19 protein-coding genes and 3 pseudogenes are annotated in these 17,038 nt (G+C 57.3%); 14 read left to right on the top strand and 8 right to left on the bottom strand.

Annotation, left to right across the window (positions count from 1 at the left end; genetic code table 11):
* Positions 1-131: 131 nt before the first annotated feature.
* A pseudogene (locus SxD43FB_RS21080) lies at positions 132-725 on the bottom strand (DUF6444 domain-containing protein); the annotation flags it as partial.
* A gap of 241 nt (positions 726-966) precedes the next feature.
* Between SxD43FB_RS21080 and SxD43FB_RS21075 the strand changes: the two are divergent.
* Genes SxD43FB_RS21075 through SxD43FB_RS21065 form a run of 3 tightly spaced genes read left to right on the top strand, consistent with a single transcriptional unit; the run spans position 967 to position 2,715 of the window.
* Positions 967-1,728 carry a catechol 2,3-dioxygenase gene (locus SxD43FB_RS21075; protein ID WP_343228862.1) on the top strand — a complete coding sequence of 254 codons (762 nt, stop codon included), beginning with the start codon at positions 967-969 and terminating at the stop codon, positions 1,726-1,728.
* A 2-nt stretch (positions 1,729-1,730) separates the two neighbouring features.
* Entirely contained in the window at positions 1,731-2,162 is a 432-nt protein-coding gene (locus SxD43FB_RS21070; protein ID WP_096063848.1) for a heme-binding protein, read from the top strand.
* Between the two features lie 22 nt (positions 2,163-2,184).
* Positions 2,185-2,715: an aldehyde dehydrogenase family protein gene (locus SxD43FB_RS21065; RefSeq protein ID WP_343228861.1), complete on the top strand. Its 531-nt coding sequence runs from the start codon at positions 2,185-2,187 to the stop codon at positions 2,713-2,715.
* Here SxD43FB_RS21065 and SxD43FB_RS21060 read toward each other — a convergent pair.
* Positions 2,654-2,839, bottom strand: a pseudogene (locus SxD43FB_RS21060) (aldehyde dehydrogenase family protein); the annotation flags it as partial. The gene SxD43FB_RS21065 and the pseudogene SxD43FB_RS21060 overlap by 62 nt on opposite strands.
* A 4-nt stretch (positions 2,840-2,843) precedes the next feature.
* Between SxD43FB_RS21060 and SxD43FB_RS21055 the strand changes: the two are divergent.
* The 10 genes and pseudogenes from SxD43FB_RS21055 to SxD43FB_RS21010 all read left to right on the top strand — a co-directional run.
* Positions 2,844-3,338: pseudogene (locus tag SxD43FB_RS21055) on the top strand (aldehyde dehydrogenase family protein); the annotation flags it as partial.
* A 4-nt stretch (positions 3,339-3,342) separates the two neighbouring features.
* A complete protein-coding gene (locus SxD43FB_RS21050) occupies positions 3,343-4,155 on the top strand; it encodes a fumarylacetoacetate hydrolase family protein (RefSeq protein WP_088189931.1) in 813 nt (270 codons plus the stop codon).
* Positions 4,156-4,177: 22 nt separating this feature from the next.
* Positions 4,178-5,116, top strand: a complete 939-nt coding sequence (locus SxD43FB_RS21045; protein ID WP_096063847.1) for an acetaldehyde dehydrogenase (acetylating) — start codon at positions 4,178-4,180, stop codon at positions 5,114-5,116.
* A complete protein-coding gene (gene dmpG, locus SxD43FB_RS21040) occupies positions 5,113-6,144 on the top strand; it encodes a 4-hydroxy-2-oxovalerate aldolase (RefSeq protein ID WP_088189929.1) in 1,032 nt (343 codons plus the stop codon). The genes SxD43FB_RS21045 and dmpG overlap by 4 nt, the downstream gene beginning before the upstream one ends.
* Before the next feature lie 10 nt (positions 6,145-6,154).
* Positions 6,155-6,925 carry a fumarylacetoacetate hydrolase family protein gene (locus tag SxD43FB_RS21035; protein ID WP_088189972.1) on the top strand — a complete coding sequence of 257 codons (771 nt, stop codon included), beginning with the start codon at positions 6,155-6,157 and terminating at the stop codon, positions 6,923-6,925.
* Complete coding sequence (locus SxD43FB_RS21030; protein WP_088189928.1) at positions 6,926-7,138, top strand: 2-hydroxymuconate tautomerase; 213 nt, start codon at positions 6,926-6,928, stop codon at positions 7,136-7,138.
* Entirely contained in the window at positions 7,131-7,409 is a 279-nt protein-coding gene (locus SxD43FB_RS21025) for a 2Fe-2S iron-sulfur cluster-binding protein (protein WP_088189927.1), read from the top strand. The genes SxD43FB_RS21030 and SxD43FB_RS21025 overlap by 8 nt, the downstream gene beginning before the upstream one ends.
* 18 nt (positions 7,410-7,427) lie before the next feature.
* Positions 7,428-8,927, top strand: coding sequence for an aldehyde dehydrogenase family protein (locus SxD43FB_RS21020; protein ID WP_096063846.1), 1,500 nt, complete (start codon positions 7,428-7,430; stop codon positions 8,925-8,927).
* 22 nt (positions 8,928-8,949) lie between these two features.
* Positions 8,950-9,768 carry a 3-(cis-5,6-dihydroxycyclohexa-1,3-dien-1-yl)propanoate dehydrogenase gene (gene hcaB / locus SxD43FB_RS21015; protein ID WP_239018997.1) on the top strand — a complete coding sequence of 273 codons (819 nt, stop codon included), beginning with the start codon at positions 8,950-8,952 and terminating at the stop codon, positions 9,766-9,768.
* A gap of 56 nt (positions 9,769-9,824) precedes the next feature.
* Complete coding sequence (locus SxD43FB_RS21010; protein ID WP_096063845.1) at positions 9,825-10,205, top strand: hypothetical protein; 381 nt, start codon at positions 9,825-9,827, stop codon at positions 10,203-10,205.
* Positions 10,206-10,276: 71 nt separating this feature from the next.
* On the opposite strand, the gene SxD43FB_RS21005 is transcribed toward SxD43FB_RS21010, so the two are convergent.
* The 6 genes from SxD43FB_RS21005 to SxD43FB_RS20980 form a co-directional block, all read right to left on the bottom strand.
* Positions 10,277-11,317, bottom strand: a complete 1,041-nt coding sequence (locus tag SxD43FB_RS21005; protein WP_096063844.1) for a 2Fe-2S iron-sulfur cluster binding domain-containing protein — start codon at positions 11,315-11,317, stop codon at positions 10,277-10,279.
* A 126-nt stretch (positions 11,318-11,443) separates the two neighbouring features.
* A complete protein-coding gene (locus tag SxD43FB_RS21000) occupies positions 11,444-12,652 on the bottom strand; it encodes an alkane 1-monooxygenase (protein WP_275542513.1) in 1,209 nt (402 codons plus the stop codon).
* A 31-nt stretch (positions 12,653-12,683) separates the two neighbouring features.
* A complete protein-coding gene (locus tag SxD43FB_RS20995; RefSeq protein WP_088189922.1) occupies positions 12,684-13,235 on the bottom strand; it encodes a 3-phenylpropionate/cinnamic acid dioxygenase subunit beta in 552 nt (183 codons plus the stop codon).
* 14 nt (positions 13,236-13,249) lie between these two features.
* The gene (locus SxD43FB_RS20990; RefSeq protein ID WP_096063842.1) at positions 13,250-14,617 is read right to left on the bottom strand and encodes an aromatic ring-hydroxylating dioxygenase subunit alpha; all 1,368 of its coding nucleotides are present in this window, start codon (positions 14,615-14,617) and stop codon (positions 13,250-13,252) included.
* 26 nt (positions 14,618-14,643) lie between these two features.
* Positions 14,644-15,171: an aromatic-ring-hydroxylating dioxygenase subunit beta gene (locus SxD43FB_RS20985; protein WP_088189920.1), complete on the bottom strand. Its 528-nt coding sequence runs from the start codon at positions 15,169-15,171 to the stop codon at positions 14,644-14,646.
* Positions 15,164-16,510, bottom strand: a complete 1,347-nt coding sequence (locus tag SxD43FB_RS20980; RefSeq protein ID WP_096063841.1) for an aromatic ring-hydroxylating dioxygenase subunit alpha — start codon at positions 16,508-16,510, stop codon at positions 15,164-15,166. The genes SxD43FB_RS20985 and SxD43FB_RS20980 overlap by 8 nt, the downstream gene beginning before the upstream one ends.
* A 220-nt stretch (positions 16,511-16,730) precedes the next feature.
* Between SxD43FB_RS20980 and SxD43FB_RS20975 the strand changes: the two genes are divergently transcribed.
* Positions 16,731-16,952, top strand: a complete 222-nt coding sequence (locus SxD43FB_RS20975; protein WP_096063840.1) for a XylR N-terminal domain-containing protein — start codon at positions 16,731-16,733, stop codon at positions 16,950-16,952.
* The last annotated feature ends 86 nt before the right edge of the window (positions 16,953-17,038 follow it).

Genomic DNA, 17,038 nt, shown 5'->3' with positions numbered 1-17,038 from the left:
GCACTGGCAGCGCCGCCCGCCAAAAGCTGATCGAGAAGCTCATTCGGTATGGCAGGCTCTTTGCGTCGAGACATAGTGGGACTCCCTTTTTACCCATTATGCCCGCCCGCACACGGAAATCCTGACACTCCCATCGCCCCTTGGGAGATCGTGAGGCCAAACAGCTCCGCGGCAATGCGCGAAAGTCGCTCGAAGCTGACATGGTGGCTGTGATGCAGATAGGCCAGCAGCGAGCGGATGCCGGGGCCAAACGGCGTGCCCGGCTCCATGCCCGCCGGTGCCGCGGCACGGTAGCGACGGCCACATCCCCCGCAGCGCGCACCAAACAATTCGATGCGGGTCACAATCGGACGGATCGGCGGCAGGTCGATATGATCGTAGCGGTGGCGGCAATGCTGGGCCTGCGAGGATATATCGGTCCTGCAATGGCAGCAGTTTGCCGCCATGATGTGTTCGGTTTTGTCCGGCGTCTCGGCCAATGGGCGGTGCTTGCCTTCGCGCGGCGGGCGCTTGCCAGCCTTGGGCTTACCGCCTTTGCCACCGCGCTTGCCAAAGTCGTCCTTCGATGGCGGAATATGCGAATTCCTGGATGTCTTGCGCGGCGTGCCGACCAGGGATTCCAACTCAGAAATCCGCGCTACCAGTCGCTCGATCATCTCGTGCTGCGCGAGCAGCAACTCGTTCTTCTCGGCTTCGGTCAGCACATGAAGCGGCGGTGGTGACATCCGTAGGGTGATTTTCAATCGAATTGTGTCTGAATTTTTCACCAACGGCCTGAAGGCCTGATTGGACTAGGAGAACTAGAATGGCTTTGACCGGTGTACTTCGCCCTGGATATGTGCAGTTGCGGGTTCTGGACCTTGAAGAGTCCATCCTTCATTATCGCGACCGGATCGGTCTCAATCTCGTCAGCGTTGAAGGCGGTCGCGCCTTTTCCAGGCTTTCGATGAGTTTGACCGCCACAGCATTATTCTGCGCGAGGCGGATTCGGCCGGTCTGGACAGAATGGGGTTCAAGGTCGCGAAGGATTCGGACCTGGATCATTTTGCCGAGCGCCTGCTCGATGCGGGCGTGCATGTCGATGTCATTCCGGCCGGTGAGGAACCCGGGGTTGGGCGGAAGATCCGTTTCAATACGCCAACCGGACATATGTTCGACCTTTTTGCGGAAATGGAGCTGTCCGAAACCGGACCTGCAGTCCGAAATCCCGATGTCTGGATTGCCGAACCGCGAGGAATGCGCGCGACGCGTTTTGATCATTGCGCACTCAACGGCGTGGACATTTCAGCAAGCGCCAAGATTTTCGTCGAAGCTCTGGACTTCTCAGTAACCGAGGAATTGGTCGACGAAGCCTCCGGTCAACGGCTCGGAATATTCCTGTCGTGCAGCAACAAGGCCCACGACGTCGCTTTTCTGGGATATCCGGAAGACGGCCGTATTCACCACACCTCTTTCTGCCTTGAATCCTGGCATGACGTCGGGCACGCAGCTGACATTATCAGCCGTTACGATATCTCGCTTGATATCGGGCCGACGCGCCATGGTATCACCCGCGGCCAGACGATCTATTTCTTCGACCCGTCCGGCAATCGCAACGAGACGTTCAGCGGCGGTTATTTCTACTATCCGGACAACCCACGCCGCATGTGGCAGGCCGAGAATGCCGGCAAGGCGATCTTCTATTATGAAAAGGCACTGAACGACCGCTTCATGACGGTCAATACCTGACCATGGACGGCCTGGTGACCATCCGGACAATCGGACACGCCCTTGCCGCTCAAGCGGTTTCGGCTTCGGTTGCCAAGGGACAGGAAGCCGGCTGCGCGGTCGTTGCCGCAGTCATCGGGGGAGGGGGCGATTTGGTGGCAATGCTGCGCGCGAGCGGCGCACCATTCCCCTCGTCGCAGATCGCCCAGGATAAGGCTTATACCGCTGCCAGCTTCAGGGTTTCGACCCTTGAAGTGTACCAGATGGTAGCGGGCAATCCAGCTCTGAGCACCGGTCTGGCGATTCAACCGGGAATTGTAATGTTCGGCGGAGGACTGCCGATCGTAATCGACGGCGAATTCGTCGGCGCAATCGGCGTCTCGGGTGGGACTGAAGAACTCGATATTGCATGTGCGAACGCCGGCTTGTCAGCGATCGGCGGGCGACAGCATTAAACGATCTGCGCGCGCAAATAAGATGGAACGAAGTAAGCAGATGAACAGCAATATGTCTAGATCCGTGACCGACACCATTCTTAATTTCATCGCGGGTTCATATCGCGAGGGCGGGGATGGCAAGACGTTTGTCAACGTCAATCCGGCGACTGGTCGGGAGATTGGCACGGTTCATGAAGCGAGCGAAGCTGACGTGGCCGACGCTGTCGCGGCGGCAAAGGCAGCGCTCAATGGTCCGTGGGGCAGTATGACGACGGCCGAACGGCTTAAGCTGATTAGTGCCGTAGCCACGGAGATCGAGCGTCGTTCGGACGACTTTCTCGAGGCCGAGGTAGCCGACACGGGCAAACCGCGTCACATTGCCTCGCACATCGACATTCCTCGCGGCGCCGCGAATTTTCGCATGTTCGCCGATGTCGTAGCGACCATGCCAACTGAATCCTTTAACACGCCAACGCCTGATGGCGGGCAGGCGATCAACTATGCCGTTCGTCGTATAGCGGACGTTCGACATAGACCCTCTCCGTGCCGAGGCAGACCTGGCCGGTGTTGAGGAAGACCGAGCGCGAAAGTCCCTCGATTGCCTTGTCGAGATCGGCGTCGGCAAAGACGATCGCCGCATTCTTGCCGCCGAGCTCGAAAGAAACGTCCCGGACACCAACGGCGGCCTTCTGCATCGGCGATCCGGCCTATCTTGGCCCGCTGATCAGCGCGGAGCACCGAGACAAGGTCCTAAACTATTTCGCGAAAGCGATAGAAGAAGGGGCAACGGTCGTGGTCGGCGGCGGGATCCCCAAGATCGATGGAGAGCACGCGGACGGCTTCTATATCGAGCCAACATTATGGACCGGCCTTGCGCACGACAGCACCGTGATGCGCGAAGAAATCTTCGGACCATGCTGCGGGGTTATTCCGTTCGACACGGAGGATGAGGTCACCGCACTGGCCAACGACACCGCTTATGGTCTGTGCGCGACGGTATGGACCGAGAATGTCTCGCGCGCGCACCGGGTGGCTGCGACCATGCGCGTGGGCGTGTGCTGGGTCAACTGCTGGTTCCTGCGCGATTTGCGCACGGCATTTGGCGGATCGGGTCAATCCGGGATCGGCCGGGAGGGGGGCGTCCATAGCCTCGAATTCTACACTGAAACCGCAAATATCTGCCTGAAGCTTTGAGATCATGAACATGGAAAGCACGATAGACCCTCAGGTCATTCAACAAGCCGCCGAATTGTTGCGCGGCGCAGCGATAAGCGGAACGCCCGTAACGCCGGTACGCGATCTCATATCGGCCGGTGGCGTTGATGCGGCCTATGCCGTGCAGGAGGTCAATACGCGACACTATCTCGACAGCGGTCGAAGGCTGGTTGGCCGCAAGATCGGCCTTACTTCGCTTGCGGTCCAAAGGCAGCTTGGTGTCGATCAGCCCGATTACGGTATGCTGTTTGCCGATATGGACGTTCCCGAGGGCATACCGATCTCACTTAATCAGGTCATTCAACCCAAGGTTGAGGCGGAGATCGCCATCGTCATCGGCCGCGACCTTCTCTATCCGGACCTTACGACTGCCGAAATGATCCGAGCGGTGGAATATGTCGTGCCGGCGATCGAGATCGTCGATAGCCGTGTAGCCAACTGGGACATTCGCATCTGGGATACTGTGGCCGATAATGCCTCCAGCGGCCTGTTTGTGCTGGGAGCCGTCCCGCGCAAACTCGAGGCGCTCGACTTGCGCGAGTGCGGAATGGTCATGGAGATCAAGAGTGAGCCTGTTTCAGTCGGGGCAGGCATCGCCTGCCTGGGCAGCCCGATCACCGCATCGTTGTGGCTGGCGCGGGTCATGGCGCGCGTCGGGCGTCCGTTGCTCGAAGGCGACGTGATCCTGTCGGGCGCACTCGGGCCCATGGCGGGGGTGAGCCGCGGCGATGTTGTGGAAGCAAGAATTAACGGAGTCGGAACGGTACGGGCGGCCTTCGCCGCCGACGCCGTCTGAAGATTGGAAGAGAAACAAGCATATGGCAAAGATGAAGTGTGCGATCATCGGCTCGGGAAATATTGGTACTGATCTGATGATCAAGTTGCTGAAAGGTTCGGACAGGCTCGAACTCACCGTAGTGGTTGGCATCGACCCGGCTTCAGAGGGTCTCGCTATGGCCCGCGAGCGAGGAGTGACGACTACGCACGATGGCATCGAGGGGCTACGCAAGCTGCCAGTCTATCCAGAAATTGGCATCGTCTTTGATGCTACCTCGGCTTACGCTCACAAGGAGCACGACGCCGCCCTGCAAAAGGACGGCAAGCTGGTCGTCGACCTGACACCTGCTGCGCTGGGGCCGTTTTTCGTGCCACCGGTCGATAGCGCGCTGGATGACCATGTTCGCAACGTGAACATGGTTACCTGCGGAGGCCAGGCGACTATCCCGATCGTCGCGGCGGTGTCGCGCGTGAGCCCAGTTCATTATGCTGAGATTGTCGCATCGGTTTCGTCGCGCTCGGCGGGACCGGGTACGCGAGCCAATATCGACGAATTTACCCGGACAACGGCGAAGGCGATCGAAGTCGTCGGCGGTGCGAGCCGCGGGCGTGCGATTATCATTCTCAATCCCGCCGAACCGCCGATGATCATGCGCGACACGATCTTCACGCTGACTGATCAAGTCGATGAGGACAAGATCCGCCAGTCTGTGCAGGACATGGTGGCGACCGTTCAGTCCTATGTTCCCGGCTATCGTCTCAAGCAGGAAGTGCAGTTCGAGCGGTTCGGCTCTAATCAGCCGCTGAAAATTCCCGGCTATGGCGAGTTCGCTGGTCTGAAGACCAGCGTTTTTCTCGAAGTCGAGGGTGCGGGCGATTACCTGCCCAAATATTCGGGTAACCTCGACATCATGACCGCCGCTGCCAAAGCAGCCGGTGAAAGGCTTGCCCAGAAACACCTTGAGAAGGCGGCATCATGACTTTCGATCCCGAAACCGACAAGCTTTACATACAGGACGTCACCCTTCGTGACGGCATGCACGCCATACTTCATATGTACGGCACCGATAGCGTCCGCACGATCGCCAAGGTCCTTGACGATGCTGGTGTCGATGCTATCGAAGTATCGCACGGCGATGGCCTCAATGGCACCTCGTTCAACTATGGGTTTGGTGCCCACACTGATTGGGAATGGATCGAGGCGGCAGCCGACGTGATCAAACGGGCTGTGCTGACCACGCTGCTTGTGCCGGGCATAGGCACGGTCGAAGAACTCCGTCGCGCTTATACATTGGGCGTTCGCTCTGTGCGGGTTGCTACCCATTGCACCGAAGCTGACGTTGCCAAGCAGCATATCGGCATTGCTCGAGATCTCGGCATGGACGTCTCGGGCTTTCTCATGATGAGCCATATGATAGACGCCGAAGCTTTGGCCCAGCAAGCACTGCTGATGGAAAGTTATGGCGCGCACTGCGTCTATGTGACGGACAGTGGTGGTGCGCTCGACATGGACGGCGTGCGCGATCGGTTGCGCGCGTACGATCGCGTGCTCAAGCCGACGACCCAGCGTGGTATGCATGCCCATCACAATCTTTCATTAGGTGTCGCAAATTCAATCGTTGCCGCCCAGGAAGGAGCTGTACGGATTGACGCTAGTCTCGCCGGTATGGGAGCGGGGGCGGGCAACGCGCCGCTTGAGGTGTTCATTGCCGCCGCTGACCGCAAGGGCTGGAATCATGGATGCGATGTCATGGCGCTGATGGACGCGGCCGAAGACATTATCCGCCCGTTGCAGGATCGCCCGGTCCGGGTCGATCGCGAAACGCTCAGCCTCGGTTACGCCGGCGTCTATTCAAGCTTCTTACGCCACGCCGAAAAAGCGGCCGGGCAATATGGTCTCGATACCCGCGAGATCCTGATCGAACTGGGCAAGCGGCGCATGGTCGGCGGGCAGGAAGACATGATCGTCGATGTCGCGCTCGATCTCGTTTCCGCGCGAGCGGCATAGGTAGATGGCCATGGATAAACTTGCACGATATGCGGAAACTTTGGATGGTGCGGCGTTGGGTGCCCACGCTACACCACAGTTAACGTCCAGCGATCCGAATCTGAGTGTGGCTGATGCGTATCAGGTCCAGAAGCTCTCGGTTGATCGTCGCTTGGCGCGCGGCGAACGCCGGATCGGCGTCAAGATGGGGCTCACCAGCAGGGCCAAGATGCTGCAGGTCGGTGTCAATGAAGTAGCCTGGGGCCGTTTGACCGATGCGATGCTGATCGAGGAAGGTGCGGCGATGTCGCGCGCACGCTTCGTTCATCCTCGGGTTGAACCGGAAGTGGCCTTCCTGATGAAGGCACCGCTCTGCGGCCGGGTCACTGCCGCTCAAGCGCTCGCAGCGGTCGAAGCCATCGCACCTGCAATGGAGATCATCGACAGCCGCTACGAAAACTTCAAGTTCGCGCTTTCCGACGTGATTGCCGACAACACCTCGTCCTCCGGCCTCGTAATCGGGCCGTGGAATGATCCGACCAAGGATTTCTCGAATCTGGGTGTGATAGTCGAGATAAACGGACAGGTGATAGAGGTCGGTTCGACCGCCGCCATCCTGGGTCACCCCCTTCGATCGCTCGTCGCAGCAGCGCGGCTCGTCGCCGAAGGCGGGGAAGGGATTTCGGCAGGTGATATTGTCATGGCAGGCGGGATTACCGCCGCGCCAACGCTCGCGCCGGGCCAGACTGTACGCACGACAATTCAAGGGCTTGGTTCTGTTATGTTCCGGGTGGAGGCGTAAATGCCGATCATCGAAGTAAATCTGCTCGAAGGGCGATCGGCTGAGGACAAGGAGCGACTGATTCACGCACTTACCGAGGCAGCGATAAGTTCCATTGCTGCGCCCCGTGAATCTGTGCGGATTATCTTGCGGGAGATGCAAGCGGAACATTTTGCGGTGGGTGGGCTATCATTTGCAGCGAAGGCCGCGGAAGCGGCATTGCGTGATGCCTGAACCCTATGAGATTCGTATAGTGGGCGGAGCGCACTTCCGTTGTGCGGCGGACGAACGGGTTCTAATCGCGATGGAGCGATGCGGAGAGAATGACATAGGAGTAGGTTGCCGGGGTGGCGGCTGTGGTATTTGCCGCATCAGGGTCGTCGATGGCGATTACCGAACCGGTAAGATGAGTACGGCGAGAGTCTCCGAGGCAGAACGGGAAGCGGGCTTTGCTCTTGCTTGCCGATTGTTTCCGGCGAGTGACCTTTTGATCGAAGTTGGATAAATTCTAAGGAGAGTTGCGATGGCTACCCAGTTGAAGAGCGACACAAACGACTACGGAATCAAGAGTGAATATGGCCACTTTATCGGGGGAGAGTGGATCGCCGGTGACAGCGGTAAGACAATTGACCTAGTCAACCCTGCAACCGGACAGATCCTTACCAAGATCCAGGCCGGCAATGCAAAGGATGTCGAACGCGCAGTTGCTGCCGCTAAAGGCGCTTTCCCTAAGTGGTCGGAAAGCTCGCCCGCTGAGCGTCAGGATATTCTGATAGAGGTCGCCCGGCGGCTTAAGGCACGGCATCAGCATTACGCAACGCTCGAAACGCTGAACAACGGCAAGCCTATCCGCGAATCGATGTATTTTGACATGCCGCAGGCTATCGGCCAATTTGAACTGTTCGCCGGAGCGGCCTATGGCCTTCATGGACAGACCATGGATTATCCTGACGCCGTGGGCATCGTTCATCGCGAGCCGCTGGGGGTCTGTGCTCAGATCATCCCCTGGAACGTGCCGATGCTTATGATGGCGTGCAAGATTGCCCCCGCCCTTGCTTCGGGTAACACGGTAGTGCTCAAACCTGCAGAGACGGTATGCCTGTCAGTGATCGAATTCTTCGTGGAAATGGCCGATCTTCTGCCGCCGGGCGTTATCAACGTGGTCACCGGTTACGGCGCTGACGTTGGCGAGGCGCTTGTCACTCACGAGGACGTCCGTAAGGTGGCGTTCACCGGTTCGGTGGGAACGGCCCGCCGGATCATGCAGTATGCTTCGATCAATATTATCCCGCAGACGCTGGAATTGGGCGGCAAGTCCGCTCACATCGTCTGTGCCGATGCCGATATCGATGCTGCGGTCGAAAGCGCGACGATGTCCACCGTGCTGAACAAGGGGGAGGTTTGCCTGGCGGGTTCGCGTCTCTTCCTGCACGAAACGATCCAGGAAGAGTTCCTGGCCAAGTTCAAGGTGGCACTAGAAGGCATTCGTCAGGGCGATCCGCTTGATTTCGCGACGCAACTCGGCGCGCAGGCATCGAAGATGCAGATGGACAAGGTCGAGAGCTATCTCAATATGGCGACTGAAGAAGGTGCTACCATTTTGACTGGCGGAACCCGTAATGCCAGCCTTGCAGATGGGCATTTCATCATGCCTACGGTCTTTACCAACGTCAACAACTCGATGCGCATCGCGCGCGAGGAGATTTTCGGCCCCGTCACCAGTGTCATCAGTTGGAAAGACGAGGAGGAGATGATGAAGGTGGCCAACGATACGAACTATGGCCTCGCTGGCGGCATCTGGACCCGCGACATTATGCGTGCGCACCGCCTGGCGCGTAAGCTCGAAACCGGCACAGTGTGGATCAACCGCTATTACAATCTTAAGGCAAATATGCCGCTGGGCGGCTACAAACAGAGTGGTTTCGGTCGTGAATTCAGTCATGAAGTACTCAATCATTACACCCAGACCAAATCGGTCGTGGTTAACCTGCAGGAAGGTCGCACTGGTATGTTCGATCAGTAATTTCTGACCGATCGACACGTAAATGGTGGAGGAGAAGGCATTGTCTGCAAGGCTTGATGGACAGGTGGCGTTGCTGACCGGTGGCGCAACTGGGATCGGGGCAGCGGTCGTCGCCCGATATATAGAGGAGGGCGCCAGGGTAGGTGTCCTCGTCAGGGGTGAAGACCAGGCCAAACTCGTGCGTTCGCGCCACGGCGACAAGGTTGTGGTGGTGGTGGGAGACGTGCGGTCCTATGCGGACAATGCCCGCGCCGTGGCGGAAACTGTCAGGGCATTCGGAAAGCTTGATGTCTTTGTCGGAAATGTTGGGATCTGGGATTTTATGGTGCCGCTAGAGCAGCAGGAGCCCGAACAGCTTGCTAAGGTCTTTGATGAAATCTTTGATGTAAATCTGAAAGGCTATTTTCTAGGTGCCCGGGCGGCCATTCCTGAACTCAGGAAGGTTAAGGGCAGCATCATTTTCACCGCCTCGACTTCGAGCTACTATACCGGTGGGGGAGGCACGTTGTACGTTGCGTCGAAACACGCCGTTCTTGGCCTGGTCAAGCAACTGGCTTGGGAACTAACGCCCGACATCAGGGTCAACGGTGTTGCGCCGGGCGGGACACGCACCCCGCTCAGCGGTGCGATGACCGGAGGTTTTTCAGACACGAAAATGGAACAGATGCCGGGGCTTGACGTCCTGATATCCGAAATGACCCCGCTTGGGCGGATCGCGGAGCCTGCCGATCACGCAGGTCTGTACGCCCTCTTGGCCTCGCGGCGGGACTCTTCATACGTGACCGGAACGGTGCTGCTTAGCGATGGCGGCATCGGCATCGGTAAGCGCCCTCAAGGTTGAACAGCATACAACTGGCCTAAGGCCGTTAATAGCAAGCACATCGGAGGGAAACGGCCATGGCTGAGAGATTTCAATTTTCTGATCTTCTCATCATTTCGGGAGTCATGGGCGCTGCTAGGTGGAAGCCGACCCATCTAGGCCCAACGGTATCTCCCCCTCAACTCGTGGAATTCGGCGGCAATCTGACGAGAGATCGTGCGGAACGAATGATGGCGCATGCCGAAGCTGGAGGGCTTGCGATTTATGGGATTGGCCAGCTGAGCTACCATCGGGCGCCGGTCGATAAGACGGTGGTTTATCCAATCGACGCTTTTTATGCCCACGGTCAATATACGTCCGTTATTGCTACTATGAACCGTGTTGCCGTACTGCTCGATAACACTCAAAAAGTGGATGTCCAGGAATTGGCTGGAAAGATGATCCGGGTCGATAACTGATTTGTTTCGATGTCACCCTCTGCCATAGCCGCGACCGACAGGGGGCTTGAGAGCGGTCCCTACCATGTCGGCTAACGTACGTCGCTGCGGTCCACGAAACGGTCTGCGGAGATCGCATCGGGAGCTAACCCGGCCTCGAGTAATTCTGCTTCCGCGAGGTCAACCATGGCGGGCGGTCCGCAAAGATAGGCCTCATACCGCATCTCAATTGGCAGTTCAGCAATCTGCTGGGTCACCGGACCTCTGGCGCCCTGCCAAGGGCTATCGGCCGCCTCGTCAGAAAGCACCGGGATGAAATCGAATGGCCCCCTCCAGGTGGCCTTGAGTCTCCCGATTTCATCAAGACAATAAAGGTTGGTCCGGGTTCTTGCGCCATAAAGAAGCGTTACCGGCCGCGTCGGCCCCAGCGCAAGTGCTTCCTGTAATATGGAGATGATAGGCGCAAGGCCGCTGCCGCCTGCAATGCACAGAATGGGCGCTGCGCTTTGCTTCAGTTGGAACGCGCCATAGGGTGCTCTCAACGTCAAAGAAGCCCCGACCCGATCATCTGCGAACAGCCAGTCCGTGAACGCGCCGCCCGGGACATGGCGGACGTGGAATTGCAAGTTCCGGGTCGAGCCTGCTATGGGAGCGAAAGCGAACGAATAGCTTCGTAGACCATCCACACCCGGCGCACCAATATCTGCATACTGACCAGGGACGAAGGAAAGCGGCCGGTCCAGCTCGACCGTAAGATTGATAATGTCAGGGCAAAGCCGAGGAACTGACACGATTGTTGCGCGATAGTCGTCCACGGTTTGCTGGACCGTCAGTGGCGCGTCGAGTGCAATCGTCAAGTCTGACCGGGGTATCGCTTGACAGGCTAGCCTGTATCCAGCGAGCAACTCATCACGTTCCAGAGCCAGCGCCGAAGGACTGAGCTCCCTTATTTTGCCGTCAAGAAGCTTGAACTTGCACGTGCCGCAGGACCCGACTTTACAATCATGAGGCATCGCCAAGCCCTCTGTAAGCATGGCTTCGAGCAACGTCTTGTCTCGAGCGACCAGCAGTGTCCGGGCTTCCGAGGCAAAGATTACCTTGTTGGGTGGGGGCTTCTTCAAGAAGGAAAACATAAAGCGGATCTACTATGTTGAGTGAGGGCGGTGCGGTGAAGACAAGGGAGCGTCATCCCATAAGGATGACGCTCAGTTCACATAGAGACAATCAAACGCGTACGTCTCCATGCGGGGTGGACTGTTTCATGCAGTGGCGAGCCACTGCGGCCAGCCGGCCTGCGCATTCGCGGCATCTGCCAACTTGCGCTCGCCGGGCGATGCGAACCTTGTATCCCAGTCTTTCAGACGCGGCTGGGCTATGAACCGGTGCCAGATCGGAGGGACAAGTCCGCAGAGGAAACACAGGAACAATGACGGCATCTGCGGCGCGTCGCACTCGGGTTGGAGTTCGTAGAACGGTGTGTGGCCATCGAGGTGGTGGTTGATGTGGTTTGTAATCTCCACCCCGATCGGACGGGAGATCATGCCCAGATGGTTCCAGGCATGATGCTTGGCGATGGGTTCGCCTTCAATCCGGATCAGCCCGTAGTGCTGGAAGTAATTGAAGCCTTCGATCAACATTTTGGCGAGAAAAATGGCGACAGCAGTGGCGATACCAGCAACAGGCCCCGCGAGTAAGGTTGCCCCGCCAACAATTGTGCCAAGCAGGATTGGGAGTAGCCACATCGCGTTGCGCCAGCTCCACGTCGAATAGCCCATGCGTGAGAGCATTTCGCCCTGTTTTTCCCAAGTATCACGATAAGAACCCCACGTCGCCGAAAGGACGAAGCTGTAGATCGTCTGCCCTCGGGGCGGCGTGTCGCTATCCTTCTGCGTGTCTAGGTGGACGTGATGGGTGACGATATGCGCGATATCGCGATTGGGGTCGCCGTAAAAGGCGCTAAGCCCCTTGGCGAGAGCGCGCGGGAACCAGTGCCGACGGTGCATGAGTTCGTGCGCCACGGGCAAGGTGGGAACCGAGGATAGCCAGGCAAGGCTGGCGATCGACCCAGCCAATTGCCAGGATGAACTCGGTGCCCCCCAAATTAGGTTGGAGCCTGATTCAACAGAGTAGGCAAAAGCGAGATAGAGCGCAATCATCAGCGGAAAATGCAAGTAGATAGCGAAATCCGCAGCGGCCGATATGCCGCGCACGCGCATCTTGCGATCACTAGGCAAGGCGATGTCCAGCAGCATGAGCACAGGGAATGTACCAATGCCGAGCCACACAAATGGCCCGCCAAGGACAAATCCGGCGATGGCCGCGAGTGTAACCATAGGCACCAGATAATATCGCAGTGCGTCCATTTCATCTCTCCATCCGAAAGACAGCAAACAATTCAGACCAAAGGAATGAATCGGGCGGTCAGAAATCATCCCGTCATCATCAATTTTGTTAACGGCGACCAGCACAGCTTGCTTAATACCGTAAGCTATAGGCTGATTAGAGAAAGATGTTAAGATTTTTACTGAGGAGAACATTATGCTTTAGAATGATACGACGCATCACTAACTGAAAACTATTTTCTACTTCACGCCAGATATCGATACGGTTGCCGATCAGCGAGTCTTCCTCGCGTTCATTACGATTGCGATATGCATAGAAGTTGGAGAAAACCTGGTACTCGCCGGGTATTGCGGTCAGTTCTACCTCAACGTTTGTAATGATGTGAGTATAACGCGTGGCGGGATCCTCGGACCAGGCAGTACCTGTTTCCAATCGAGAGAGACGTTTCTTAATTTCGGTAAGATTATCATTATAATAGGCCATCCTGGTCAAGTCCTTGACCTGGTCTGTTTTGTCACGGCGATAGCGAGTCTCGATGCCAGGCATATGGTAAAGCAAATCGTCGGCCAGCAGCTTGACCCAATCGACGTAATTTTCTTCGTCGAGCATCCGCGCTTCGCGGTATAGCGTCTGTGTCAAACTATGCGTCTGTTCAACGGAGGCGCTCTGTCCAGTGGTTGGACGTTCCAATGTAGCATTCTGTATCATTGCAGTGATCCTTTTCAGAGCGCGAACAGGCCGGGGAGATTGCGTGTCTCGCCAACGCCGGAAAGGCGAGGTTCCGGCCGTTGGGGCATCGTGTCCAGCTTGTCGGCCTCCATCATATCGAGCCACCGCTGGTAAAAGCCCCGCTGGTTGGCATCGTTATATTGCCCGCGGTAAACGATACCCGGAAGCGTATCATGGTCGATCTGGCGTGAAATACCGCAACGGTAGTGCAGGCGTTCGTGACGCGTGATTACACCACGGTTTACGGTGGTGCAGTTGCTCCAGTTCTCACCATCATCCATCTCGAACGTGCCTCCCGGGCCAAAGGTTTGCATGACCCCCTTTGTGATTTCATCCTTGATATCATCAGGCATCGTCTTGTTGACGATCACCCAAGTCTTAAGCTCGAATTCCATAGGGCCTTTGGGCTGCCACTGCCGGAAGGTCGAAATACCTGGCAGGAACGATACGTTGGGGAAGATCGAGGCAGAAGCGACCGATCCGAAGATCTTTGAGCGCATTTCACCAAGCCGTTGGGCCATCTTCGGGCGAATTCTCTCATAATATTCGAGAACTTTCGGTCGGCCCAGCAGGAACAGGTCGCCCACACCTTCGGTGCCAAACTCCCACCCATGGCCATTGACGCTGGCATGGTAGGAATTTTCCATATCGATCGGCGGAAAGGGCTCGCCGTTGTTCATCGAGCGGCAGCCTGAATCATGCGTCCATCCAGCATGGTAGGCGTCGCCGATGAAATTTTCGACGCCAAACTTCCAGTTGGCGTTCATCACTGACTTGATGCAGCCGCCGATCAGTTCGGTGCCGCCGTCCTCGTTGTCGAGCAGCATGTCCAGATACCAGCGGAAGTCGCCCAGCCAAGCATCTAGGCTAGGACCGTCCTCGGCGAACGTCGCAAACACCAACCCCTTATAGCTGCCAACCCTGGCAACCTGCTTCAGCCCGTTCTTACGGCGATCAATATCGTTGTCGTCGTAACAATATTCCTCATGCATGCCTTTCAGATCGCCAGCAGTATCGAACGCCCAGCCGTGATAATTGCACACAAAGCGGCGGGTGTTACCTGCATCGGCGAAGCAAACTTTGTTGCCGCGATGGGGACAGGAATTCAAGAACACCCTGATCGAACCGTCGGGCTGTCGCGCGACGATTACGCCATCCTCACCCATGTGGGTTGTCAGGAAATCGCCAGCCTTAGGCAACTGACTCTCATGGGCAACGAACAGCCAGGACCGTGCGAAGATACGATAGAGCTCTTCTTCATAGATATCCGCATCACTGAAGATCCTGCGATCGAGCCAGCCTTCCTTGAGATTCATGTAACGCGAAAACTCCGGCTCACGACCGATCCGCTCAATGCGCATGTCATTCTCCTCTCAATGATTACATGTTAGAAAAATACGTTGATGTTGCTGTCGGGCAGTACCGCGTGATCAAGTGCTATTTCGCGCGCCGCCAATTTCCAGCCATCGGCATGCATACGCCAACGATCGGAGCGCCCGGCAGTAAGAACCCTTGTCAGGCCGTCGATGCGGTTGCGATGGATGACGATCACCGAGTGCACGATAGCCTCGTTTTCGGCATCCGCGCGCTCGACCTCAACATTTGAAACGACGCGGCGCACAAAATTTGGCGGATCCTCAGCCCATACAAATCCGGAGCGCAGGCGATCGATCCTCAGCTTGAGCCGCGCAAGATTCTCGTTGAAAACGACGCCGACGCCAACCGCCGCGGGCGGCGAACGATCCGCCCGGAACCGCCGTCTCTTGAGCTCCATGCGATAAGTCACATCGTTGCACATGAATTCCAACCAATCCTCGAAGCGCTCCGCGTCGAGCAGACGCGCTTCGTGGTACAGGCGCTGAGTCAGGCCGGTGACACTCTCCGTGGACATCGGAGCGACGCCCGACTCAAGCATTGATTGTCTCCTCGGCGACCACTGAATTGATGTTGTAGGTGGGAACACCGGCCCAGTTGTCAGCCTGCATATGTTCCTGCCAACGGCGGTAGAAATAACGCTGGTTGTGCTCGCTCACCAATCCGGCGGCGATGTCGCCGGGGAAACCTTCGCGCGGCCCTGAACGGTTTAGCGCCATGTTGGTGAACACGTCCATTTGCGCTGTGCGCCATCCACGGGACTGTTCGGTGCAGGCAGCAAGATTATCGCCATCGTCGTTGTCGAAGAGGCCGGCCAGGCCGAAGGTCAGGCACTGATTGTCCAGGATCGCCGCCTGTATCTCGGCGGGCATGTCGTTTTCGACCATAGCCCAGGTCCACTGCTCGATTTGGCCCGGACCCTTGGGATGATAGACCCGGAACCAGTTGAGGCCCGGCAGGAACTGCAGGTTGGGAAAGATCGTGATATTGATCTGCGAACCCCAGAGCTGCTCGCCGCGCACCTTGCCCAGCCGTTCGATCACCTGTGGACGATTGAATTCAAGATAGTCCAGCATTGGCTTTGGTTTGGGGTAGAAGGCATAGCCCGAAACCCCGTCGAGGGAGGTCAGGGCCATGTGGCCGTTCAACCCGGCAACGGAAAGCCCGCCGTCGAGATCCGTGCTCGAATTGCCGACGCTAAGACCGGCAAGATCCAGAGACTGCACCGCCCTCATCGCCCCGGCGTGCGCCCAGCCGAGATGATAGCCGTCGCCACAGACATTCTCTACTGGCAGCTTCCAATTACTGGCGAGCACCATCTTCTGGGTTTCACCGACGAGTGACGTTCCACCCGGCATTGCATCGAGCCAGACGTCGAGGAAGAATTTTGCATCGCCAAGATAGTCTTCGAGTGAAGGCGGATCGGCATCGAAACAGCCAAAGACGAGGCCTTTATACTCAGCAACGTGGGCCACGGGAACAAGGCCCAGCCTGCTGCGGTCCAACTCACCGAAATAAGCTTCTTTCTCCAGCGGTACAGCGCTGAGCGAGCCGTCCGGTGCGAACGACCAGCCATGATAATTGCAGGTAAACGCCTTCGCGTTTCCTCGGTCGGAGCGGCAGATCCTGTTGCCGCGATGCGTGCAGCTGTTCAGGAAGGCCTTGATCGTTCCGCCCTTCTGGCGAATGACGATGACATCGTCCTCGCCCATAAAGGTACGGAAATAGTCGCCAGCCTCAGGAATCTGGCTAGTATGCACGAGGAACAGCCAGCACCGCCCGAAGATGCGTTCGAGCTCCTGCCGGTAAAGTTCCTCGCTCGAATATATCGCCCGCGATTGACGGCCCGTTGCCGTATCGACCAGTCCGGAAACATCCATTCTGTCTTCCCTCTCCCAATGTCCGCCGTCAGATTCTCGCGGTCAGCGCGCTCCGACGCCTGTTCCAAGTGTTGTTAGCATGAACCGTGCCAAATCATGGAACAGCGTATTTCCAGGAAGATTGCGCAGATGGGGTATCGCAGCCACCCGAAATATCGACATATTTGTCGAATGCTGGGACTTCTATGGCAGCCAGTGGCCATATATGTTATGACGAGCCATGAAGCATCTCCCCACATATGCCGATTTGACAAGCCGACTGCGGTTCTCGCCCGAACAGGGCCGCATCTGGCGTGACAGCGAACGTTGCGTTTTGCTCAGTAACTCGGCGCTGACCATGTTGCGGAACGCGATGGTCGTCCAGTTGGGTCTCGCCAGCGCGCGGCAGCTATTTTGGGAGTTAGCCCGTATAATTCATCGGGGGTTGGCGGATGTAGCGTAAGCATCTGATTTAACGTATGATTTGGTTGTCTAATCCGATCAACGTCATTTCAAGAAAGCTACACCCGCCATGGACGATCCTACGCT

The organism is Sphingobium sp. D43FB (assembly GCF_002312805.1).
Lineage (GTDB): Bacteria > Pseudomonadota > Alphaproteobacteria > Sphingomonadales > Sphingomonadaceae > Sphingobium.
This window is presented reverse-complemented; position numbering and strand designations above follow the sequence as displayed.